This window comes from [Flexibacter] sp. ATCC 35208 (assembly GCF_001975825.1).
Classification (GTDB): Bacteria; Bacteroidota; Bacteroidia; order Chitinophagales; family Chitinophagaceae; genus Chitinophaga.
The window spans coordinates 14,521-37,645 of record NZ_MTKN01000064.1 but is presented as its reverse complement, the minus strand read 5'-3'; the positions used below and the strand labels follow the sequence as shown (position 1 = coordinate 37,645).

20 protein-coding genes are annotated in these 23,125 nt (G+C 41.1%); 8 read left to right on the top strand and 12 right to left on the bottom strand.

Annotated features, from left to right (window positions below; translation table 11 throughout):
* Nucleotides 1-68: 68 nt before the first annotated feature.
* On the bottom strand, nucleotides 69-1,043 hold the full coding sequence (locus tag BW716_RS28615) for a methylenetetrahydrofolate reductase (protein WP_083729462.1): 975 nt from the start codon (nucleotides 1,041-1,043) through the stop codon (nucleotides 69-71).
* A 313-nt stretch (nucleotides 1,044-1,356) separates the two neighbouring features.
* Here BW716_RS28615 and rluF point away from each other — a divergent pair, with 313 nt between their 5' ends.
* The 4 genes from rluF (at nucleotide 1,357) to BW716_RS28595 (ending at nucleotide 5,018) form a co-directional block, all read left to right on the top strand.
* Nucleotides 1,357-2,679, top strand: coding sequence for a 23S rRNA pseudouridine(2604) synthase RluF (gene rluF, locus BW716_RS28610; RefSeq protein WP_083729489.1), 1,323 nt, complete (start codon nucleotides 1,357-1,359; stop codon nucleotides 2,677-2,679).
* A 154-nt stretch (nucleotides 2,680-2,833) separates the two neighbouring features.
* Nucleotides 2,834-3,367, top strand: coding sequence for a DUF1877 family protein (locus tag BW716_RS28605; protein ID WP_083729460.1), 534 nt, complete (start codon nucleotides 2,834-2,836; stop codon nucleotides 3,365-3,367).
* Between the two features lie 184 nt (nucleotides 3,368-3,551).
* Complete coding sequence (locus BW716_RS28600; protein WP_083729458.1) at nucleotides 3,552-4,757, top strand: winged helix-turn-helix domain-containing protein; 1,206 nt, start codon at nucleotides 3,552-3,554, stop codon at nucleotides 4,755-4,757.
* A gap of 51 nt (nucleotides 4,758-4,808) precedes the next feature.
* Nucleotides 4,809-5,018 carry a hypothetical protein gene (locus BW716_RS28595; protein WP_083729456.1) on the top strand — a complete coding sequence of 70 codons (210 nt, stop codon included), beginning with the start codon at nucleotides 4,809-4,811 and terminating at the stop codon, nucleotides 5,016-5,018.
* A 181-nt stretch (nucleotides 5,019-5,199) separates the two neighbouring features.
* Here BW716_RS28595 and BW716_RS28590 read toward each other — a convergent pair whose 3' ends face one another.
* The 5 genes from BW716_RS28590 to BW716_RS28570 all read right to left on the bottom strand — a co-directional run bounded on the left by BW716_RS28590 (nucleotide 5,200) and on the right by BW716_RS28570 (nucleotide 10,357).
* Nucleotides 5,200-5,865 carry a hypothetical protein gene (locus tag BW716_RS28590; protein WP_083729454.1) on the bottom strand — a complete coding sequence of 222 codons (666 nt, stop codon included), beginning with the start codon at nucleotides 5,863-5,865 and terminating at the stop codon, nucleotides 5,200-5,202.
* 137 nt (nucleotides 5,866-6,002) lie between these two features.
* Nucleotides 6,003-6,719: a hypothetical protein gene (locus BW716_RS28585; RefSeq protein WP_143709090.1), complete on the bottom strand. Its 717-nt coding sequence runs from the start codon at nucleotides 6,717-6,719 to the stop codon at nucleotides 6,003-6,005.
* 55 nt (nucleotides 6,720-6,774) lie between these two features.
* On the bottom strand, nucleotides 6,775-7,101 hold the full coding sequence (locus BW716_RS28580) for a hypothetical protein (RefSeq protein WP_083729450.1): 327 nt from the start codon (nucleotides 7,099-7,101) through the stop codon (nucleotides 6,775-6,777).
* Nucleotides 7,102-7,248: 147 nt separating this feature from the next.
* Nucleotides 7,249-8,028: a DUF4249 family protein gene (locus BW716_RS28575; protein WP_083729448.1), complete on the bottom strand. Its 780-nt coding sequence runs from the start codon at nucleotides 8,026-8,028 to the stop codon at nucleotides 7,249-7,251.
* A gap of 1 nt (nucleotide 8,029) precedes the next feature.
* Nucleotides 8,030-10,357, bottom strand: a complete 2,328-nt coding sequence (locus BW716_RS28570; protein WP_083729446.1) for a carboxypeptidase-like regulatory domain-containing protein — start codon at nucleotides 10,355-10,357, stop codon at nucleotides 8,030-8,032.
* 246 nt (nucleotides 10,358-10,603) lie between these two features.
* Between BW716_RS28570 and BW716_RS39215 the strand changes: the two genes are divergently transcribed.
* Nucleotides 10,604-10,792: a T9SS type A sorting domain-containing protein gene (locus BW716_RS39215; protein WP_368678045.1), complete on the top strand. Its 189-nt coding sequence runs from the start codon at nucleotides 10,604-10,606 to the stop codon at nucleotides 10,790-10,792.
* A gap of 247 nt (nucleotides 10,793-11,039) precedes the next feature.
* Here BW716_RS39215 and BW716_RS28560 read toward each other — a convergent pair whose 3' ends face one another.
* Complete coding sequence (locus BW716_RS28560; protein WP_235643967.1) at nucleotides 11,040-12,074, bottom strand: MBL fold metallo-hydrolase; 1,035 nt, start codon at nucleotides 12,072-12,074, stop codon at nucleotides 11,040-11,042.
* A gap of 240 nt (nucleotides 12,075-12,314) precedes the next feature.
* Between BW716_RS28560 and BW716_RS28555 the strand changes: the two genes are divergently transcribed.
* The 3 genes from BW716_RS28555 (at nucleotide 12,315) to BW716_RS28545 (ending at nucleotide 17,243) form a co-directional block, all read left to right on the top strand.
* Nucleotides 12,315-13,379 (top strand): fatty acid desaturase, encoded by a 1,065-nt coding sequence (locus BW716_RS28555; protein ID WP_083729440.1) that lies wholly within the window; start codon nucleotides 12,315-12,317, stop codon nucleotides 13,377-13,379.
* Between the two features lie 206 nt (nucleotides 13,380-13,585).
* Nucleotides 13,586-15,559: a thiamine pyrophosphate-binding protein gene (locus tag BW716_RS28550; RefSeq protein ID WP_083729438.1), complete on the top strand. Its 1,974-nt coding sequence runs from the start codon at nucleotides 13,586-13,588 to the stop codon at nucleotides 15,557-15,559.
* 13 nt (nucleotides 15,560-15,572) lie between these two features.
* Entirely contained in the window at nucleotides 15,573-17,243 is a 1,671-nt protein-coding gene (locus BW716_RS28545; RefSeq protein ID WP_083729436.1) for an FAD-dependent oxidoreductase, read from the top strand.
* Nucleotides 17,244-17,348: 105 nt separating this feature from the next.
* On the opposite strand, the gene BW716_RS28540 is transcribed toward BW716_RS28545, so the two are convergent.
* From BW716_RS28540 to BW716_RS39210, 5 genes are all read right to left on the bottom strand, one after another.
* Entirely contained in the window at nucleotides 17,349-19,121 is a 1,773-nt protein-coding gene (locus tag BW716_RS28540) for a family 1 glycosylhydrolase (RefSeq protein WP_083729434.1), read from the bottom strand.
* 8 nt (nucleotides 19,122-19,129) lie between these two features.
* Nucleotides 19,130-20,260 (bottom strand): UDP-galactopyranose mutase, encoded by a 1,131-nt coding sequence (glf, locus tag BW716_RS28535; RefSeq protein ID WP_083729432.1) that lies wholly within the window; start codon nucleotides 20,258-20,260, stop codon nucleotides 19,130-19,132.
* A complete protein-coding gene (locus BW716_RS28530; RefSeq protein ID WP_143709087.1) occupies nucleotides 20,253-21,419 on the bottom strand; it encodes a glycosyltransferase in 1,167 nt (388 codons plus the stop codon). Before BW716_RS28530 ends, glf begins: the two co-directional genes overlap by 8 nt.
* Nucleotides 21,420-22,186: 767 nt before the next feature.
* Nucleotides 22,187-22,765: a ferritin-like domain-containing protein gene (locus BW716_RS28525; RefSeq protein WP_083729487.1), complete on the bottom strand. Its 579-nt coding sequence runs from the start codon at nucleotides 22,763-22,765 to the stop codon at nucleotides 22,187-22,189.
* A 249-nt stretch (nucleotides 22,766-23,014) separates the two neighbouring features.
* On the bottom strand, nucleotides 23,015-23,119 hold the full coding sequence (locus BW716_RS39210) for a hypothetical protein (RefSeq protein WP_368678051.1): 105 nt from the start codon (nucleotides 23,117-23,119) through the stop codon (nucleotides 23,015-23,017).
* Nucleotides 23,120-23,125: the final 6 nt, after the last annotated feature.

The window sequence follows — 23,125 nt, the reverse complement described above, 5'->3', positions numbered from 1 at the left end:
GCGCAAGGTAAATACGAAAGATAAAACAGGGAAAATATATATATGAATATTAAGTTAAGTCTGAAAGCTTAATATGCAGGTACCGCTTTTTTGGCTCCTGCCACCTCATTACGCATGGGTTTTACGAGGTGCAGGACATTTTCAAGGATTTCATGCGCGGCATTTATTTCGTCTTTTTTATTGGATACGCTCTCGATATTGAACCCGACAGGCAGGTTTTTGGAGGCAGCGTAATTCAGTATTTCACCGGCTATATTGGTAGCGGTGTGGATAGACGATTGCAGGATATCTTTTGAATATTTCAGGTCGTTGTATACCCATTTAGGTACTTCGATGCCAAGCCATTCCATGAACTGAAGTGTTTTCAGGGAGCCGCAGGGTGTCAGTGTAAAAATGACCGGTGCCGGCCGGGTGTCATTGCTCAATGCATGGTAATGGTAGTCGGACATTACATTTTTGGTCTCGTTGATATTGTAAATACATTGAGATACAAAGAAGTTACATCCGTTCTGCATTTTGCTGAACATCCGGAGGTGTTCATCTCCTTTTTTAGTATGTCGCTCCGGAATGGCTACGCCACCCAAAAGGATATCCAGGCCCATTTCTCTTTTTACCTGGTAGGCGTCGGAGAGGGAGAAGTTGGTGGCCTGTAACTGTTGCTGGGATGAGGCACCTACAAATACAGTGGCTTCCAGATCGGTATTGCGTGATAACCAGTCGGCAAACATCTCTCTGGTATGGTTGGCAATACTCTTATATATTATTTTCGGTACCGGCAGGGTGGCCAGCAGTTCTTTGCTATATATTTCGGGTGATATAGTGGGGATAAAGGAAAAAGGACGCTCCTTATCGGTTCTAAGTGACTCATCCTGAATGTCGTATATGATCAGCCCATCGATTTCGAGGTCTTTTAAACGATCAATCTGGCCGCCGGCTATAATTGTCACCTTTTCACTTTCAGTAGTGATTTTTGGCGGGGTGAGGCTGTAAAAGACAATGCCTGACTTTCCGCTATTTATTTTGTGTTGTAAAGTTCCTTTCACGTTATTAATATACTTCGGAAAAGTATAAACTTGTCCGATTTTTCCAGGGAATTGTGAATTTTCATGTAAATATACTGCGAAGATGCTATTTTTTAGATTTTTATTATTGAGCCGGAGGGGTAAATTTTGAATTCACCTATGATCTATTTTGTTTCGGGGGTAGGTACCTTTCTGGCTTTACAGTCACGGAAGGGGTGGGGCTTTATGGAGAGGTTTCAAAGGTTGATCCTTGCGTTTAGCAGGAAAATCCCTTGTAATTACCGACTTTTGCATTTGGAAGGCATGCGCTGACCGCATTAAAATTGATACATCATTGGACCAATCAATTAGTTTAAACAAGTTTATCAGTGATACAGGGTATTGTTCACGTCGTGAGGCGGACAAACTCATCACTTCCGGCAGGGTATTATTGAATGACCGTCCGGCGTCGTTGGGTAACCGTTATAAGCCGGGAGATACGGTGGAAGTGGATGGGAGCCTGATCACTGCGGCGAAGAAAGAAAAATGTGTATACCTGGCGTTGAATAAGCCACCGGGTATAACAACGACGACTGAATTACATATCAAGGATAATATTATCAGCTTTGTGAATTATCCAAAGCGGATTTTTCCTATTGGCAGGCTGGACAAGGATTCTGAGGGACTGATCTTTTTGACGAATGATGGTGATATTATCAATAAGATCCTGCGGGCTGCGAATAATCATGAGAAAGAGTATATCGTAAAGGTAGATAAGGCGATTGATACTGCATTTTTAGACCAGATGTCTAAGGGTGTGCCTATACTGGATACGCGTACATTGCCTTGTAAGGTGCAGATGATGGGGAGACAGACTTTTAGGATTACGCTGACGCAGGGGTTGAACAGGCAGATCAGAAGGATGTGTGAATATCTGGGATATGAGGTGATTGGGTTGCAACGTGTACGTATTATGAATGTGAAGCTGGATAAGCTGCCGTTGGGGAAATGGAGGCATTTGACGGAGACGGAGCTGGCGAATTTGAATGAGAGCATAGCGGATTCAGGTAAGGTGAGTGAGAAGGAGAAGAAGGCGGTGGAAGAGGAAGGATTTGGGGCGTTGATACCGAATCGGCATAAGATGAAGGCCGGGAAGGGGAAGGCGGATGGAGAAGGGAAGTCTTTTGAGAAAGGGAAGGTAGATGGAGAGGGGAAACGGCTTGGGAAAGGAAGGTCAGAAGGAGAAGGGAAAGCGGTTGAGAAGGGGAAGGCAGGTGGAGAAGAGAAGCGGTTCTGGAAAGGTAGGTTAGTGGGAGGAAAAAAGCAGTTGGGTAAAGCGGATGGAGAAGGCAAGCAGCTTGGAAAGGTAAAGGGAAATCGTGAAGGCAAGGTATTTGAGAAGGCGGAAGGAGAAAGGAAACGGTTTGGGAAGGCGGATAGTGAAGGGAGGCAATCTGGAAAGGAGAAGTCTGCTGGTGAAGGGAAGCAATTCGGAAAAGGTAAACCAGCCGGTGAAGGGAAACAATTCGGAAAAGGTAAACCTGCTGGTGAAGGGAAGCGAATTGGTAAAAGTAAACCGGCAAGTGTAGGAAAGAAAACTACCCAGCCCGGGAAAAGCAAACCTGCCAGCGGTGGTAAAAAAACTGGCAATCAAGGGAACAATCGAGGTAGACGATAACTATAAAAGGAGAAGACGATAATAGCAAACGAGAGAGGCTAATAATAAAAGAAGGAGACAATAATAGCAAACTAGTTAGACGATAACAATATAAGAGGCAGACGATAACCAAAAAAGTTTTTTTCTTTTATCCCTGCCTCCATAATTTTGCGGTATGAGTCAGAGTATCACCTTATACCGCGTCTCTCAGGAGAATTTTGAGGTAATGAAAGCAAACCCGGAAGGGACCACTATATTAGAAATTTCCAAAGACAATATCGTCTTTCCACAAACTTTTGAAGGACTTAGATTTGTCTTATCCAAAGAGCAGGATGAAACAACCAAATCCTTACTGGACCAGTTGTTTTATCCTGTAACTTTTATAGGAAGAGAAGTGGATCTTGACAGCATTGAAATGTTGTCAGAAGATCTTGACCTGGAAAGTACCGCTATTTATTATAACGATGGGGAAGTTGTTGCAAACATGCACGCTTTTTTAAACAATATATCCATCGAGCAATTCCATCAATTATACGACCCACAGGAGCTCAACGAGAATGATGTTTATCCTCGCAATGTATGGATCGAAGATGGTGCACCTGATAGGGCATTTACCAGAAAACACCTGGCAAACGAATTTACCGGGCTGAAAGATTTTATGGCAGCTGCAAAGGCTGATAATGATTATGTTTTGTCGTTAGTCTGGTAGTATTTACCAAACTCATAGCACCCCAAAAAATGGAGCGAATAAAACGTTGATTGTCGTAAGCATTGTTTTAATTCAATCTCTCCCATCTACATTCATCTCTTCCATAGATGTATGTAAAAGTATCTCCTGAATCAGAATTTGGTATATTATAGGAGTGGCATTAAAATTCCTTTATTTTAGTGTTATGGATTCCATTACCCTTACAAAACACCAGGCCAGAAAGATCATCCTGAATGCCGCCGGACTTGCCCGTAAAGCCCAATTTGGGAAGGGGCGGGAGGCTGTTTACAAATTGATCGACCATTTAGGTTTCGTACAATTGGATACGAACTATGTAGTAGAACGTGCCCATCACCACGTGATGGCTGCCCGCATACCTGACTATCAAAATGAATGGCTGGCTGACCTGTGTGAAGACGGCCGCATCTTTGAATATTTTATATCAGATTCATGCTTTATGCCAATGCATGACTTCCGTTTTTCACTGCCCGTAAAAGAAGCTTTTAAGAAGCACGGAAAGGTAGCTACCCAGGCAGAAGGCAGGTTAATGAAGCAGATGATGGACCAGGTAGAAAGGGATGGTGCTGTGATGGTAGGCGATTTTGAAAATGACCGTCAGGAAGCCAGTTCCGGCTGGTGGGATTGGCGGCCGGCAAAAGTGGCATTGGAGCGGTTATATTTCACCGGAGAGTTGATGATCAGTCGTACGAAAACCTTTCAGAAGGTGTATGATCTACCCCTCAACTTAGTGCCTCAGGAAACCGACAAAACGATGCCTGGGGAGGCTGAATTTGCCCGTTATGTAATCCGCCGTACATTGGGTGCATTGGGAATTTCTACGGTCAGGGAAATGGCCTGGAGAGCCCGTAGGGTGAAAGGGAACCTGGTGAAAAAGGAGCTTGAAAAGATGGTGCAGACCGGGGAGGTGAAAAAGTTAGTTGTCGAAGGATTGAAGGGCCCTTACTATATGCTGCCTGACCAGCAAAAGGATGTGAAGATCTCCAATGAAGTCTTTATTCTTTCACCATTTGATATTCTTAATATCTTCCGTCACCGATTGAAAGACTTCTTCAATTTTGATTACCAGGTTGAATGTTTTGTGCCTGCGCCCAAGCGGGTGTATGGGTATTTTTCATTGCCGGTATTGGCGGGTGACACCTTTATAGCAAGGATGGATGCCAAAGCCGACCGGAAGCAAAAAGTGCTGATTGTGCATAACCTGCATTTTGAGGATGTTGATCCAGATGAAAGTGTGATTGACAAGTTGATCCAGTCTTTGAAGGCATTTGTGCGATTTAACGGATGTAAGACTATTGTTTTTACAAAATCTAATAAGAAAACTTATTTGAAAGCTATCCGCAGTGGGTTAACTGATACCCACATAAACTAGCCTGATGTTAATCATTTGACATATACTGATTATTATCGGTACATTCACCGTATGTCAAAGTCAAAAGATGTTGTAGTAGCGCTTTCAAAAAAGCACCCCGAAACAGGTGAGCCTGCCCAGACAGGTCACACTTTCGTAATTGGAACCTTAGGTAACAAAAAAGGATTCTATGAAATAGAAACTGAGAAACTGAATAAGTTTAAAGATGCAGATCTGCAACAGGAGCTATATAAGCTGTTGCACCCGCAGACGCATCATTAATTGATGTACATATCGTTTACGTTATGATTCCACCATTGTTTTTTAGTGGGACAGGGGTAATTTATTTTAAAAAGATATTGACTTTGTTCGAATGATGTGGTATTGTATCGTGGCGGTATTGTAAAATTTCCCCGTATCATCCCCTGCAAAGGAACGCGTAAAGAATTTAGAAAGATTCTTCTCATTTGTCATAAATTAACGCCAGTATCATTAGCACTATTGGCAATATCATAGCCAGTCTTATTACCAATTTCGAAGGCATTAGTTTTTCACCAATGTATACCTTGAATTTTTCAAGTATGGCGTGCTTTATTTCTGCTGGCGGCGCCTGCCAATCTACGTCATCCAGTCTTACTCTCTTAAGCAAGTAATTCAATAACCGCTTCTGCAATTTATTGGTATTTGTATCTTTTTGTACTTCCAGTTTCAGTGCTTTTATGGATTCCTTCGCATTAATTTGCTTTTCACCACGTAGCCATACCCGATCCAGATAATCGCTTATTTTATCAATAAAAAAATCGCCCAGCTTATTATCCCACACGAGGAACAACGCTGTTTTAATGGTATATCCCGAAGCCAGTGAAGGGAACAACACAAACCCTGCCAGTGAAATCACAAATAATAGGCAGGACCAGAATGCAACATTAAACAACACAAATACACCCAGGACTGCACCCACTCCAACAGCACGTGCGCCAGCATATCCAGGTCCCGGCTGGGACCCTATTATATTAATTGAAACAATTAATCCTACAACAGAAAGGAGTAAACCGGGTATAACAACGCGTAGCCATGCCAGTAGGGAACGGGTGGCGATCTTTGTAAATAGAGAAATATTGGTCTTCATGGGGCAAAAGATATAACAAAAAATCCGAAGATACAATCTCCGGCGTTTGCAAAATTAATTCGGTATTTTCTCAAACAGAATAGGATGAAGCAAAGCCCATCACTCAATCTTTTTGTAAAAAATACCCGTGGGAGATATTATGCACAGCCTCCCAATGGCCAGTTACGCCAATGATTGTTAGCTGGTTTTGTTGGTTTATAACAAGAGATATCTCCTGATTCCAGTAAGGTCGCAATCTGCTGAAACGTTTCATTCTCAGAAGGTTTTTCCTCCTCAATAATATCCGGATGGCACCATTCGTCCACCTGCATGATCATTGGAATATCCTGCCCAAAGCATTCGTATATTTCCTTTTTAGTGGCCAGAAATGATGCCTTGTATTCTGGAAGACAGGCACGCATAAATTCATATACTCTTACAGCAGGCGGATTTGTTAACTCCACATCCCGCGAAGCATAGAATGCCGGATCTTTTGGTATGCTTATTTTTTCGTCTCTGAGCAGCAAGGAATGTACTTCGGGATTCAGTGTGCCAAATGTATCTGTGATAAAGGTAGGACCTTCATCGCTGTCAGCCGTTGTGAGCAGGACGTTTGAGTTATTTAATCCTGGATAAAAGGGGAGACTGTTACCATAAATGTACAGGCAGTTCTCCACGCCGCTATGACCGTTAAAGCGGTAGTGATAGCCAACCACTTCAACGGCTATTACCCATCTTTCTGTATTACCGAATACAGAGAGTCTTGATACAACAGGGTAGATATATCCATTGTCAAGTATCGGGAAGTTGTAATCTTTTGCGCAGGTATCTAATTGATCGAGTATGTCACTGGCCGAATATTTTGCGGTTTGCATAAGGATTTTTAATAAGTATGAATATTTATAATTCTTTCCATTGGCGCTTACGTCTTCAATATAATTCAGTACTGTACGCGGTTGCATTGGTAATAGCCACGGAACCAATGTTAATATTATTTACTTTGCTCTTGAATATTGTTTTAGACGAGTTATTCGCATCATTTGCCTTTATCTTACCTAATTCCGGAAGCTGTATGTATCTGGAATTAACAATAGTTACCTCAGCTCCTCTATCGACAATAAAGCGATCATGCTGGCCATTGATGTCTAATGTGATAACCGGCACTTTTATGTCATCATTATAGGGGATCGCTACTATCTGGGATTTGGATACTACTGAAAAAACAATAAGAAGAAAAAGCAAGTAATTGAATTTCATATGTCAGGGTTAATAATTGGCATGGCAATATACAACATCTTGAACTAGTTCGACCTTTTTTCCTAATCTACTTCATTTTTCAGCGGCTCGTTTGTTGGCATTTTTGCATTATCAAAATTATATAATCATGAGCACTTTTAGCATACTTTAGAACGTCACAGATTTCACATCCACACACTCCGCACCGAAATATCCCAAAGCATTATTTGATATATTAGAAGGTGGATTCGAAGGTGTGGTACTGGACGCGCCGCTATTCGATTGTAGTACATTGTAGTAATTATAAACGTTCTTATCCACATTCGCCATCACCACTGTCACGAAATCATTCATTTGTATGTATGCACTATCCATATACAACTGCTGCCTGATAATATTCCCATCCGTCAACCTGTCATCCAATGCATAAAATGCTTTGTAAGGAACATCATTTACCAGCAATGTAAAAGTGTAGTAGTTGGTAACGCCTTGGGGATCCTTAAAGTTCACCTGTGGTAAATTCCTTACCTGATTAAAAATTTTGGTCTTTGTGAAGGTCAATTCATTTATCCCAACATAATCCGGCATCGTAGAACTGGATGTATATTCTTCCCCGTCAACGATCACTGATAACTTGTAAGTATGGCCAATCTGTCCTGAGAGTTTATTGGATGCATAATACCCTTCATTACCCGTCTGTGTAAAATAGTCTCTCACATTGGTATTGCTGTCCAAAACGCTGACTATGGCTCCTGAAACAGCGGGGTAAGTGTTATCAGCATCAAACGATACTGATTTATTAATCTTCACATAATAAGGGCCACCGAGATTCGTAATATTCCCCTGAATCACAATTTGGGAAGCCGCTGTTCTGAGATTGACATCAATCGTTTTGGTACAGCTGGCGAAGAATATGATGATAGAAGTTGCAATGAGGTTCGTCTTCATACTAAAAGGAGAAATTATAAGTAATGGAAGGTACCCAGCGGAAAAGTGCTGTTTGCTGAGCGATGGTGCGGGAAGGATTAGCAGGGTCATTTTTGAATTCTATGATGTAAGGGTTTTCTTTCCCGTAAGCATTATAGACTGAAAAGTTCCAGTTGCTATTCCAGCGTTTCTTTTGTTTGGCATATATGGTAACACCCACATCCAGGCGATGGTAAGCCGGCATACGGTAGCCATTTCTCTCGGCATAAAGGAATACCGTCTGTTCGTTGATTTCATATTTACCACTGGGATAAGTGACAGCATTACCTGTATTGTATACCCAGTTGGCAGACAGTGTCACTTTCCTGCTCAGTTGGTACATGGATACGATAGCAAGGTTATGCGTCTGATCCTGGCGGGTCGGATACCAGCTTCCGTTATTGATTTCAGCTATTTGTCGCTCTGTACGGGAGAGTGTATAACTGATCCATCCTGTGAGCCTGCCTGTTTTTTTCTTTGCAAAGAGTTCCAGTCCGTAAGCTCTGCCTTTTCCGTATAATAACTGTGATTCAACATAGTTGTTGACAGTTAGTGATGCACCATCTTTAAAGTCAATCTGGTTTTGTAGTTGTTTATAATAAATTTCAGAAGAGAACTCATAACGACCATGACTAAGATCACGATAGTAGCCCAGGGATACCTGGTCCGCTATTTCAGGTTTCACATTCGGACTGCTCAGTATCCAAAGGTCGGTAGGACTGGTGGAGGCGGAACTACTTATCAGGTGTACGTTCTGCGTGTTCCTTGAATAGGCAAATTTCAGGGAACTCACAGAGTCCAGCTGATAACTTGCAGCAGCACGTGGCTCTAAATTTATGTAAGTCTGTACAAGTTCTGCGGCAGCATATTTTGTAGAATCGGTTGCTTCGCCTGCGGAATTAAATTTATAAAAAGTACCGGGTCCAAATACATTGAAGACAGAAAGCCGCAGACCATAATTGATTTTCCACTTGCCGAAACCTTTTTCATGGTTTATGTAGGCTGCACTTTCCAATGCATACTTCTTATCTAATGTTTCAGGGTTATAACTGGAATTCTTACTTGCATCTACCATACCCGGGTCGAGGGTATGATGGGTGGCTGTGACACCGAATTTTATTTTATCATCACCCGCCATGAAATACTGGAAGTCTTCTTTGAACGAAAAGTCCCGGATCTTTGAGATGATTTTTGTATTGCTTGAATTATCTGCCACCTCTATGTGATGGTTGTAATCGCTATAAGCAAGTGTGGTGTTGGAAAACAGGTGACTATTGAAGTTGTGATTCCACCTGAAGGTTCCTGTTGTATTTCCATAGTAGAGTGCTAACTGATCAGATAGTTTCAGATTATCTTTTCCATTATAGAATGAAAGATAGATCCTGTTATGATCATTCAGATTATAATTAGCTTTTGCATTCACATCGTAAAAATAAAGATTAGAATTCCTGACATCTTCATTATTAGACAGCTTCAGGAAAACATCTGCATAAGTACGACGGGCACTGATCATAAAAGAACCTTTGTCTTTCACAATAGGGCCTTCGAAGTTTAGGTGAGAAGCAATGATGCCAAGACCACCACTACCATGGAATTCCTGGTTATTACCATCTTTTGTTCTGATATCTACGACGGAAGAAAGACGACCGCCATATTCTGCAGGACTGGCCCCTTTATAAAGTGTGAGGTCTTTGATCGCATCAGAATTGAAGGTAGAGAAGAAACCGAGTAGATGTGTTGCATTGTATACCGGTACTTCGTCCAGTAAAAGCAGGTTTTCGTCTATGTTGCCACCTCTTACATAGAATCCGCCACTGCCTTCACCTCCTGATTTTACACCTGGAAGCAGTTGTATAGTCTTAATGACATCTTTTTCCCCAAGAAATACCGGAACGTTTGCAATTTCAGCGGTGCTTATTTTCTGCGTACCCATTTGTGCAGTAGAAAGCCTGTCATGGCTGGCTGCAGATGTAATAACGATTTCCGAAAGTTGTCCGCTGGTGGGAATAAGCGACACATTTCGTATCAGATCTTTTGTAAGTGAAATCGATATAGTGTCTGCTTTATACCCTGTATAACTAATCACCATCGTATAATCGCCTTCAGGAACAACGATCGCATAAAATCCATAGTTATTACTTGTACTGCTGTATTTAGCCTGTGGAAGAATGCGTATAGAAGTGCCAATTAAAGTTTCGCCGGTAGTTTTATCACGAATGATACCGCTAATGGTATACCTATGCTGGGCCACGGCTTGCATGCTTGTAAACGTAGAAAATATTAGAGCCAGTACAGCAAAAATTTTCTGCATATGTTGGGTTCTGTTTGTAGGTATGGACGTTTCCGGGTTTTGTGCAATTTAGTATTCAGATTGTATATGGAATGTTAAAATTGGTTAGTTATGCTAATGAGTAGCTGTGTATTTCTGGATGTTATTTTAAAACTTATTACTCGTTATAACACCCATGAAATTTCATTTTATTATCCTCAATATTTTTGCAATAACCCAAATTACCTACAATGAAACATTTCTAACCTTTCTATTCAGTATGCCGGTTTGGATGCATCCAGTTCCTCTTATATGCAATTGACGAACATATACGGTGTTCCAGTTAAAACAGCATTAATAGGGAATGTTGATAATGGTACACAGACACTCGATGTAAGTAGCCTTGTTCCGGGCACTTATTTTTTAATCTTTAACAACGGAGCTATAGTATTTCGTGAGGAGATAATTAAGCAGTGATTCCAATCAGGACGCCTAAATTTTTTAGGCGTCCTGATTATATATATGATGTAGTATTATATATTTTCGGCATCGTTTGTTATTGGAAGTTTATTGGCAGCAGCAAGCCGATTGCCTCCTATAACCGCTTTACCAAACTTGCTTTGAAAGCAAATAACGGAACGCTTTCTTACCTGGTAAATGACGTCGGGGTGGTGTCTACATCTTATGGAAAAGTACAGATTGGTATTGTGAAGGATCTTATATTTTAGTTTATTCCTTTCCACCATTCACTGAACTCCTGTTTATCATTCCGCAGGTCTACGAGCTGACCGATCATAGGTGTAGCCAGTGGAATATCCGCAATAGCCTTTATTCTTCGTAAAGGTTCATCCCAGGGATGATTCCCCAGTGTAAACTTGGAAGAATGTACCGGGAGTAGTCTTTTTGCCTGCAGATCTTTTGCTGCCTGAATGACTTCTTCCGGCTGCATATGAATGTATTTCCACGCAAGGTCATATTGGCCATTTTCAAGAATTACAAAATCTATCGGACCGAATTTCTTTCCTATCTCTGCAAAATGAGTATCATAACCACTATCACCACCTATATAGATCTTCATGGCCGGCGTTTGCAATATGTAAGATTGCCAGAGTGTATTATTCCGGGAAAAGCTCCTGCCAGAAAAATGGCGGGTAGGAGCGGTATGTACAATAAATCCATCTCCCAGATCCACATCCTGCCACCAGTCAGTCTCAACGATCTGGTCAGGTGTATAGCCCCATCTTTCGAAGTGAGCACCTACTCCCAGTCCGCAGATCACTTTACCCACCTTGCTTTTTAGTGCGAGTATGGTCTTATAATCCAGGTGATCGTAATGGTCGTGTGATATGAAGAGATAGTCAATTGCCGGAAAATCATCAACCGTGTAAATATCTGCCCCTTTAAATGCCTTGGTTCCTCCGGGTAAGGGTGAAGCGCTGCCGGAAAATACAGGATCTACCAGAAAACGTTTTCCACCTGCCTGTATAAAATAAGAGGAGTGACCAAACCAGACCAATACATCCTGATTGTGGGTAAGGGCCAGTAAGTCAGTTTTTACCGAAGGCAATGAATCTACAGGGCGCGGGCGTAGTCGTTTTTTGAACATAAAATCGTATAAAACACCTCCCATGCTATACCCGTCTGACAATTGCGGTGTATTGTGAATGTTCTGGAACTGTCCGTCTTTGAAATGCGGCGATTGTTTAATCAATTCTAATCTCTTTCCCGAAGGTTTTTCTCCGAATAATGGGTGTTTCATGTATATTAACACTATGATTATCAATAATAATAGCCCTGAAAGTGCTATCTTAAGGCATGTGATAAATTTCTTCATACCAATTTATTGACGAATCAGGAGACTAAATATTTTAATGAAACATAAAAAATTGTCGTTCAATATTATATTTAGAAATATAATATGTAAAGTGATATAAAATCGATATATTTAGCCCTGAGCTTTACCTACAACTGTTATCACTTTAGAAATTGTTATTAAATAATGTCATTTATTTCGAATGTATTAGCTCCTCCCGGATACGGGTGGAAAACCAGCGATGGTGCACTGGTAAAACCTACGTCAAGACAGTTATTCACCGAGTTTTTTAGCAGGATCAACATTTTTGCTTCAAGAAAGAACTGGTTACCTTTCTTTTCATGGTTTAGCACTTTAAGCCTTGCCCCGTTTTTTTTCTTTTTTATCTGGAAAGAGATACACGACTTTAATGTATGGTATTTGCTGGTGGCTTTTGTGTATGGAATGATTTTCATGGGCACACATGGCACTATCTGGTATCATCGTTATGGCACACATCAGGCGTATACTTTTAGTAATAAATTCTGGCGGTTTTTTACTCAAAACCTTGTATTTAAACTAATACCGGAAGAACTGTATATCGTATCTCATCATGTGCACCATGCATTATCTGATGAGCCGGGAGATCCTTATAATGCAGAGGCAGGTTTTTTATATTGCTTTCTGGCAGATGCCAATCATCAGCCTATTGCGAAAGATCTCAGTGAGGAGGACTATTATAAAGCCGCAGTGATGTTGAGTCATACCGGTGTGAAAGCGAATGATTATGCTACTTATCAGAAGTGGGGTTCAATTGCGCATCCTTTGAATGCGTTATTATCTACTTTGGGTAATCTGGCTTTCTGGCTAACGATATTTTATTTTATAGGTGGAGTATATCTGGTAGTGTCTATCATGGCTGGTGCTTTTGTGTGGGGAGTGGGTGTGAGAACTTTTAATTATGAAGGCCATGCGAAAGGTGAAACGAAGCATGTATCCGGATTTGATTTCAATCATAAAGATAAATCTATCAATCAGTGGTGGCCTGGTATTGTGGCCGGTGAATGGCATAATAACCACCATCTTTATCCTGCCAGTGCAAGATCTGGCTTTCTGACAGGACAGGTAGATTTTGCCTGGTATTATATCAGGACGTTAAAGTTTATTGGTGGAGTGAGTTCATGCAGGGATGCTAAAAAGCAATTCCTGGAAAACTACAGGAAACCTTATCTGGAACAACAACAAATAAAAGATGGTGTACCTATAGTATAATCATATAATTAAATTTAAAACAAAACCCGCTCATCGAGTGGGTTTTGCTTTTTATAATCCTACCCGATTTTTTCAAACACCCCTAAACAATTGGAAGTGAACAGTTGTTATTTCAGCAGTTAGCATACCGATACCCTATTTGTAATACCAAAATAAATTTTCCACAACAAGAAGCCCTTAAGAACCAAACTCCAAAATCCCATTATATGACAACACAACAAATGGCTCAGGCTGCGCGCCAGGCCAGTGAAGATGTGATCGACCACGCGTTCGACCAGAGCACACGCTGGACACGTGACTATGTATTCGATATCCTGAAAGATCTGGGTATCCATTACATTTTCGGTGTACCGGGCACCAATGAAATCCCAATTATTGATGGTACTTCTTACCCGGAGAATGAAGTGCGCTATATTGAGTGTCTTCATGAAAACATTGCCATTGGTGCGGCAATGGGATCCGCCCGGATGACAGGTAAACCAGGTGTATTGGTTGTTCACGTTACACCGGGTATTGCCCATAGTATAGGCAATTTGTTCAATGCTTACCGTTCTCAGGTGCCACTGGTGATCCTTTGTTGCCAGCAACAGAATGAACTGGTCACCCAGGAACCGTTACTGGCATCAAATCTGGTAGACCTTGCCAGACAGTACACTAAATGGGCGCATGAAGTGCGTACCCCTGATGAAATTCCATTAGTATTACAACGTGCATTTAAAGAAGCCATGGCGCCGCCTAATGGCCCTGTATTCGTATCTATTCCATGGGATTTTACCATGGTGGCTATTGGAGATGAAGATAAGGTCAAAGGTGTGACCCGTATTTCCCCACATTTTACTGGAGATGATGCGTCTATCAAACAGGCTGCAGGTATTCTCGCGGCAGCTAAAAATCCAGTTATAGTAGCCGGCGATGCAGTAGGGTATGCTGATGCCTGGACAGAATTGCAGGAACTGGCTGAACTGCTGGGAGCACCTGTCGTATTGCAAAGTTTTAGTAGCGTGGCTAATTTCCCTAATAATGACTATCACTGGCAGGGAGAACTACCCGGTAGTCAGGCGGGCGTACAGGGTGTGTTTAAAGATCATGATGTGGCATTCCTGGTTGGATTTGGGGCACAGGCACAGCTGGCTGTATATAAATATTCCGACGGACCACTATTCCCTCCTGAACTGAAACAGGTATACCTCACAAACAATACCTGGGATATTGCGAAGAACTATTACGGAGAATCAGCGATTTTCGGTGATATTAAAGCAACGCTGCCTATCCTGAATAGTTATATTAAACCAACTCCTCCCGCAGGTGCTGGCGCCAGAAATGAACGGATGCAGTTGTTGTCTGTAAAAAGAGCGGCCGACTGGGATAAATATCTGCTGGAAGCCATGGAGCAGGAAGATATATGGTCTGTTGTAATCGCTAAAGCATTGAAAGAGGAAATTGAAGATAGGAAACTGGTGGATAACTTCGTATATGTGCATGAAGCAGTATCCGATGGCGCTCCTTTTCAATATTATCTGCCATTCAGTAACAATGGTGCGAAACCGGTAAGCTATTACTGTGTAGCCGGAGGTTCATTAGGTTGGTCAATGCCGGCATCTCTGGGCATTAAACTGGAAAATGCCTCCTCACAAGGTACAGGTACAAAACTGGTGATCAATGCAGTGGGAGATGGTTCTTCGTTATTCTATCCGCAGACCTTCTGGACAGCTGCACATGAGCAACTACCTATTCTGTATATCATTACAAACAACCAGGAGTATCATACCCTGCAACTGGGTTTACAACAGGTAGTGGGTTCTTATGGCAGTGCACCCGGTTATGGCTGGAAACCCAAAACGATGGATCCTCCATACCTGCGTCTCGAAAGACCCAAACTTGATTTCGTATCACTGGCCAAAGCTTTTGGCGGTGAGAACGGAGAAATAGTGAAAACACCGGGAGCAGTGAAAGACGCGATCAGAAGAGGTATTGAGCATGTGCTCACGCAAACCACTTCTTATATCCTGGATATGAGAATCGCTGGCAATACGCCAACCGCTCCCACCACATCTGATACAATCACCGCATATTACAGCCAGCAACCGGTATTGGATTATTTCCACCAGGATACAGTAAAAGCAAAACTGTTGTCTGTAGGTAATGCACATATACCATCCAACATTCCTTCAATCTTCTAAAACCATTAACCTTATGGCAAACGAACAAATCGATATCGCTATCGTAGGTGGCGGTGTTTCCGGTGTATATAGCGCCTGGAAACTGAAAAAGCAATTCCCTGATCAGAGGATCGTTGTATTCGAAGGCAGCGATCATATAGGAGGACGTTTACTATCAGTAAAACCACCTGAAATACCTAATATGACAGCAGAACTGGGTGGTATGCGTATCCTGGAAAATACCCAGCACCTGATCGTAAACCTGATTGATACCCTCAATGGAGAATTACCACCTGCGGAAAAGATCACACTCTATGATTTTCCGGTAGATGAACCTCAGAATCTGGCATACCTGCGTGGTGAATACCTGCGTTTGGTTGACTTTGCAACAAGACCTGATAAAGTACCTTACAATATGTCATTCCTGGAAAAAGGAAATGGTCCGGGTGCAATCATAGTGAACGCCATTGAACAGATAGTACCGGGTATCACAAATCCAGATCTAAAGGAAGAAGAACGTCGTGAAATGACAAAGGAAGCGTATTTTGATGGAGTACCTTTATACCAGTGGGGTTTCTGGAATCTGCTGTACAGGGTGATCAGCAGTGAAGGTTACCAGTTCAGTATGGATGCTGGTGGTTATGATTCTACACTGGTGAACTGGAATGCAAGTGACGCTATTCCCTGGTACCTATCAGACTTTGGTATGACGCCAAAATATAAAGGCTTTACCAATGGTTTCCAACAGGTGCCTATTGCGTTGGCAGAGCTGTTTGAAAAAGATAAAGGAGAAGTACGTCTGGAACGAAAACTCCGTGGATTTGAATATACAAACGGACAGTTTACACTCAATTTTAATGATGGACAAACTATTACTGCTGGAAAACTGATACTGGCTATGCCGCGTCGTGCCCTGGATCTGCTACAGCCTGAAAGTCCACTGTTACAACAGATCCAGCCATTGATCAAAAGTGTGACACCAAGACCACTGTTTAAACTCTTCACTACTTATGCAAATCCATGGTGGAGAATAGCTGGGTTTACTGATGCGAATGGTAAATTCGTTCCGGTACAATCAGGTCGTTCTGTAACTGACCTGCCTGTAAGACAAACATACTACTGGCCAAACAGTGATGGTACACCAGCTGTGAATGGCAGAGCGATGTTGCTGGCTAGTTATGATGATGGTAATAATATTGGTTTCTGGGATGGATTAAGACCTCAACGGTCTGAGGGCTGGAAGGCTGGCCGTTCGCATTCAAAGGTGGTAGATCCATTTATCGGAGATGATGATAAAAATGAAAAGTCTGCATTACCAGCACAAGAACGGCTGAATCAGACATGGGATGAATACCAGGCACCCCGTCGTATGGTGGATGAAATAGCCCGACAGTTGCAACAGATGCATGGATTGGATTATACGCCACTGGTGAAGAGTGCTGCTTTCCGTGATTGGGGTGAAGATCCATATGGTGGTGGATGGAATAGCTGGAATATCGGAGTGAAGAGCTGGGAGGTAAAGGACCAGATCACTAATCCGATAGCAGGCACACCATTATACATTTGTGGAGAAGCGTATTCTGATGGACAGGGATGGGTGGAAGGAGCATTGCAGACAGCGGAGATCATGTTGGGAAAATTTTTGCAGGCGCCAGTATCAAGTGCTAAGCAAACGAGTCATGTAAGTGAGCTGCAACCCAGCTGATAAGAGATTATATTCTAACGGCAAAGCAGGTATTAATCTGCTTTGCCGTTATTTTTTAAGTTTCAGGAGGAGTTGTTTTTTTATTTTTATCCTGTGAACTAAGTATTAAGCTGCATCAATAGCCCCGAATGCTTTATCTATCAACAGATCCATCCACCTGTTTACCTGCACAGGACTATATTCAGCAGAACACTGTAAACGATCTACTATCATTGCATCCGGCATTATCTTCAATAAACCTATAGTACACCCGGCATTGTCGGGTAAAAAGACAAGTAATTGACTATTATTCTGCACACTCATATCAGCAAGATTCATCAGCTCTGAAGTATGCTTTCTAAAATTCGTATTGTATGCAATTGTACTGATCACTGCCCATGGCTTATATAGTTCAGTCATTTCCCTGACTGTCAGGTAATCTATTTGATCTTGCCCATGCATTGAAACCATCTGATAAGGAATTGCTCTCGATCTGCAACATGTAGCAAAGGCGTTTGATAAATCAGTATCAGATTCAATTATTAAAACAGGTGCTACCGGCTCATCATCCATTTCATCGTCGAAACCGGAAAGCACTAATTCGGATTGATATTGTAATAAAAACCGGTCTGCTCTTTTCCAGAAACCTGGCTTATTCAATAATGGTATATCATAGTTATGCCCTTTAATAAGACCTTTCATCATCGTACTTAAGGCTGTAGGTCTTAGTGTATTATTGCTTATATCAAAAACCCCTGATTCATAAAAATGATCATTCCGGGTCACAAGGCTATTCCAGTCAAATGAACCTAAAAGTGACCAAACAGTGATTGCCTTTATGTCAATATCTTCAGTATATAATTGCTGGGCAGTTTCCCAGCATTCTTTTAACCAGCGTAACTGTTCTTCTCTATGGCCTCCCAGATGTACCTCTGTTATCGCAATTGGTAGCCCATATCTGTTCCAAACCTCTTTTAATAATGAGTAGAGCTGGCAGGAGTCGATATCAGGTACCCTTAAAGCTTCCACATCTGCATAGCGCTGGTAGGAGTTACCACCATGAAAGTGATCCGGATATAGACTAAGATTTTCATCCAGAAATCTGTTGCTGGTAAGGTAATGATTGATCCCTATTATTTCCGGCAGGCATATATTATCAGTAAACCAGGTTAAAGTGTCCGGGAGAATATTATAGGATAAAAGTTCATCCCACATGGGATGGTTTTCGTCCACTTTCCCGCATAACAGATCAAAGCTTAACCATCGTCTGTCATTTTCAAACGCTGCCTGATAGGCAAGTATGGGGGTGCTATAAATTTTGCAGAGATCTTCTGTTTGCACCAATTTTGCATCTGGTATTGTTCTCCTGATGGCCTGCATGGAAAGTACAATGGCCTTACATTGGTTGATCAATGCGATGGAAAATATATTATTATCATGCCCATGAGGATACCAGTGACCATACAAACCACTAAATCTTGCAGTAGTTAAAGGTTCATTCACTGGTGTGTAATATTTAATCCACGGATACCTTGCTGCAAAGACAGTTGCATATGCAGCCAGTTTAACCGGAAATTCAGGGTCTGTTAGATCTGTGTGTATCGGGCCACTGCCATGGTGCACGAACCCGATGATGGGACAAATTCCTAATTGACGCAATCTGTTCAGACGTTCATCTGCCCAGCTCCAGTCGGCGTCTTCCAGTTTACCCGGGGCTATCTGCTCCCATAAAATAGGGTACCTGATTGTTTTAATACCTAATGCTGCAAATTTATCCAGGTCATCCAGTCTATTTAAATGGCCACTTTTCTCCAGTTGCTGATGATAGACATTTCCGATACGATTAATAGTACATTCAATTCCGGCCCATATTTCCGGACCTGTATTATTGTGTTTCATTATCTGGTTTATGGTAATGTCTCTGCAATCGCCTCCCTTATCAGAGAATCATTGGTGATAAGCTTTTTGTAAAGCGTGAGGGCCTGTGCTACTACCTGATCCATATTGTAATAACGATACGTTCCTAATCTGCCTGCAAAATGTACATCAGGAACTTCTTTGGCCAAAGCTGCATACTTACGATATAGTTCCTGGTTTTCTGATTTTGGAACAGGGTAGAACGGATCTCCATCCCAGCATGGATATTCGTAAGTAATAGAAGTTTGGGCATGTACCTGGCCGGTTAGATGTTTATACTCGGTGATACGTGTATATTCCTGCTCATTTGGATAGTTTACGACTGCTACACTTTGCATAGCTGGCTGGTCCAGTGTCTGATGTTTAAACTTTAATGAACGATATGGTAGCTTACCATAGCAATAATCAAAGTATTCGTCAATAGGTCCTGTAAAGATCAGCTGTTTATATACAATGGCATCCTTGATATCATGATAGTCGGTTTGTAACATGATATTGATATTAGGATGCGTCAGCATATTTTCAAACATACGGGTATATCCATGTAATGGCATTACCTGAAACGAGTCTGAAAAATATCTATCGTCCCGGTTTGTGCGAACGGGAATCCGGGAAGTTACCATGGCACTTAATTCTGAAGGATCGGCATCCCATTGCTTGCGGGTATATCCACGGAAAAATTTCTCATACAGATCTCTTCCAATCTGGCTCACTATCACATCTTCAGAGGTATTAATGATATCAACATCTTCTGCTTTTTCAGCGAAGTAGGTAACAAGTTCTTCACTGGTGAGGTTGAGATTATATAGTCGGTTTACAGTATCCAGATTAATGGGCATAGGTAGTAATTGGCCATCTACAGCAGTTAAAACCCTGTGCTCATAACTCCGCCATTTTGTAAAATCAGATAAATATTTAAATATATCCGGGGAATTAGTATGGAAAATATGAGGTCCGTATTTATGAATAAGTATACCTGCATCGTCGTAATAATCATATGCATTCCCGCCTATATGATTGCGTTTATCGATCAATAAAACTTTCTTATTACCATCATTAGCGAGCCTTTCAGCAAGTACACTTCCTGCAAAGCCGGCACCGATTATCACATAATCATACATATATTTTAGTGTTTTTAGAATGAGCCTCTTGGTTACCTTTAATTAAGTCAATGCCGATCAATGTGGCCATTTTTTTCCAGGTAAGATCCCATGAATTAGCAGCCAGATTTGCATCAACAGCTTTTTTCCATTTTTGATTGTTTGGGTTATCCATAGCTTTTTGAATGGCTACTATAAAAGTTTCTGCACTGGTAGCTATCTGTACAAGGTCTTTTACTCCATATGCTTTAACTACATCTGCAATTGGGGTAGATACAACTGGTTTGCCTGCTGCCAGATACTCAGGCGTTTTCGTAGGACTAATAAACCGGGTTGATTCATTGAGTGCGAATAAGATTAATGCGACTTCCCAATTGCTAATATATGTTGGCAGCTGATCGTATGTCTTCATGCCCAGGTAGTGAATATTTGCATTATTGGGTAATGAAGCCGGATCGATTTTAACGATTGGTCCCAGCATAATAAAATGCCAGTGTGGCCTTTTATTAGCCATTTTCTTCAATAGTGAGATGTCAAATCTTTCATCTATGACACCGAAGAAGCCCATTCTTGGAAATGGGATATCACGCTGATCCTCGGGATCGGGAAGGGAAGACCGTGCTGATGAAAAGTGCTGAAAGTCTATGCTACTTGGAAATAAAAACACAGAATCATGCTGATTACGTTTGATCTGAAAAAGACTATCTCCGCCTGTAAAAACCATGTCGCACCGGTTTAGTAATTCATGTTCCCGTTGTTTTAGCTCCGGTGGTGAAAACTTAAAAGCAGACAATTCATCCATGCAATCAAAAATCATTTTTTCAGGTTGCAGGTTACGGCTATAATTCATGGCCATAGGAGTATAGTACCAACTAATAAATCTGGTTATTTGGTACGTTTCCATTAATTGCTCGATGAGTCCCGTTATGATATTTTTCTCTTCTTTAATTAAGTTTTCAGGTAAGTTTGGTGTGACAATCCAGAGATTTTCATCAATGTTATTCACCTGAAGAAAAGGGATCTCTACGTTATCAATTACATATTCTTCTACATAAAATACGCGCATATATCCGGTAAATCTCGTCATTAGATGTTGTGGCCGCTGGAATACGAAATTCCAGCGCAGATGTGAAAAGCAAATTAAGTCAGCCTTTGGCTGTCTATTTGGTAAATTATTCATACGTAATTATTTATAATGATAGTGTTCCTGGAGACTCGTGAAGGCGTGAAATAAGAAAAATTATGTTTTAGCACTTACATAGTTAAAAGGACATATCCAAAAAATATACCCGGTTTAAGCTACAGTGATTATTTTAAAGCATTAGTTTGATAGGCGTGCATTTACAGGAAGTGAGAGAAAATGGCGCAGGACTGAATAAATCCCTGAATTCCCGTTTTGGGCAATAATAACAGCGACATTACTGCGAAATGTATCTATATAAAAATATAATTGACCCCTGTTTTATTTGCCAGGTTGTCTATAGGCAGGCTTCTTCACTGACTGGTTCCCCATTATTCTGAGTGTAAGTAATAATGGGGGAACGATATTGGGGGCATTATATATAAGTTCACAATAAATTTTATACTTATGTTTTACCAGAAAAAGGACTTTAGATTGCATAGAATGCCATCGCGATCTGTTGCCATTGCTATTGAATTGCCTGAAAGGTATAGGGGGAGCATTGGACCATATGCTGACGTAATAAGATATTTTGATAGGGTGTTATTGCCTGCCATCTTTTTGCGGATAAATACTATATGCTCTTTTGCATCGAAAGGGAGAATTTAATTACTGAGGATATAGCAATTCTTAGTAGAAGGAAAAGAGGCCGGAATTATTTCTGGTTTCTTTTTTTATAATTGGTTTATCAGGAGCAAAAAAGAAGCCTGTACCATTGTTTGATACAAGCTCCGGGAGTAACGCTATATTTTATAAAATAATGTTCCTTATTCTTCGCTGGCAGTTTCGTTAATACTTGCTTCTGCTATTTCAGTCAGTGCAACGTCTGTCGCTTTTTCATTTTCCAACGTCTGTTGTAATAAATCTTCGACATCTGTATTACCCATGTTCTGAGCGAAAGCTCTTAGTGTTCCATAAGTAGCAATCTCATAGTGTTCTACTTTTTGCGCTGCGAGAATCAGACCCGCATCTCTGATCATAGTATCCTTATCGGTATCATCAATTATTGAATTTGCTTCAGCTAAGAGGCCTTCCATTGCATCACATTTTTTCGTCGCTGGTTTTTCTCCTAATAGGCTAAATACCTGTTCCAATGTTTCGATGTGAGTTTGTGTCTCTTGTGTATGCTTTTCGAATGCACTAGCCAATTCAGTACTGGTAGCTGCTTTTTTCATTTTAGGTAAAGCTTTTACAAGATGTTTTTCTGCCCAGTAAATATCTTTTAGTTCGTCAACAAAGAATTTATGGAATTCGTTATTTCCCATTTTTTCATTTTTGCCGGTAGACTTTGCTAAGGACTTATTGTCTTTTTCAGTTGTAGGTTTTCCACCTGTGATATTTGCCATAAATTTTTTTTGATTATTATTTACAACTGAATGAGCCAATATTCATGCCCTCATTGGTAAAGTCACTGCCAGATGGAAAACGGGGCTTTTTTAGGGTTTTGTTTTGTGTAGATAACCTTGCCCATAGGGAGAATAAAACCGTCTAATGTAAAAGGAATTGATTGGAGGTTTGCTTGAAATTTGTAGATAATATGGCTTATTTTTTAAAAGAGAATAACCATGGCAGAAGATTGGGCTCTGCAAAAGCATTCACCCAGCTATTGTGGTATACGCCGGATATTCAGTGTATTTCACGTTTTTAGCTCCATGATCTTTTAATGATTTATACAGTTGTCTGTTAGGGTTAACAGGAATTACATT

Coding starts and splice junctions, on each gene's coding strand:
- BW716_RS28570 (WP_083729446.1), bottom strand. CDS start 10,357: ATGCAGAAAATTTTTGCTGTACTGGCTCTAATATTTTCTACGTTTACA.
- BW716_RS28555 (WP_083729440.1), top strand. CDS start 12,315: ATGTCATTTATTTCGAATGTATTAGCTCCTCCCGGATACGGGTGGAAA.
- BW716_RS28540 (WP_083729434.1), bottom strand. CDS start 19,121: ATGAAACACAATAATACAGGTCCGGAAATATGGGCCGGAATTGAATGT.
- BW716_RS28590 (WP_083729454.1), bottom strand. CDS start 5,865: ATGAAGACCAATATTTCTCTATTTACAAAGATCGCCACCCGTTCCCTA.
- BW716_RS28580 (WP_083729450.1), bottom strand. CDS start 7,101: ATGAAATTCAATTACTTGCTTTTTCTTCTTATTGTTTTTTCAGTAGTA.
- BW716_RS28600 (WP_083729458.1), top strand. CDS start 3,552: ATGGATTCCATTACCCTTACAAAACACCAGGCCAGAAAGATCATCCTG.
- BW716_RS28595 (WP_083729456.1), top strand. CDS start 4,809: ATGTCAAAGTCAAAAGATGTTGTAGTAGCGCTTTCAAAAAAGCACCCC.
- BW716_RS28545 (WP_083729436.1), top strand. CDS start 15,573: ATGGCAAACGAACAAATCGATATCGCTATCGTAGGTGGCGGTGTTTCC.
- BW716_RS28550 (WP_083729438.1), top strand. CDS start 13,586: ATGACAACACAACAAATGGCTCAGGCTGCGCGCCAGGCCAGTGAAGAT.
- BW716_RS28605 (WP_083729460.1), top strand. CDS start 2,834: ATGAGTCAGAGTATCACCTTATACCGCGTCTCTCAGGAGAATTTTGAG.
- BW716_RS28525 (WP_083729487.1), bottom strand. CDS start 22,765: ATGGCAAATATCACAGGTGGAAAACCTACAACTGAAAAAGACAATAAG.
- glf (WP_083729432.1), bottom strand. CDS start 20,260: ATGTATGATTATGTGATAATCGGTGCCGGCTTTGCAGGAAGTGTACTT.
- BW716_RS28575 (WP_083729448.1), bottom strand. CDS start 8,028: ATGAAGACGAACCTCATTGCAACTTCTATCATCATATTCTTCGCCAGC.
- BW716_RS28585 (WP_143709090.1), bottom strand. CDS start 6,719: ATGCAAACCGCAAAATATTCGGCCAGTGACATACTCGATCAATTAGAT.
- BW716_RS28560 (WP_235643967.1), bottom strand. CDS start 12,074: ATGAAACACCCATTATTCGGAGAAAAACCTTCGGGAAAGAGATTAGAA.
- BW716_RS28530 (WP_143709087.1), bottom strand. CDS start 21,419: ATGAATAATTTACCAAATAGACAGCCAAAGGCTGACTTAATTTGCTTT.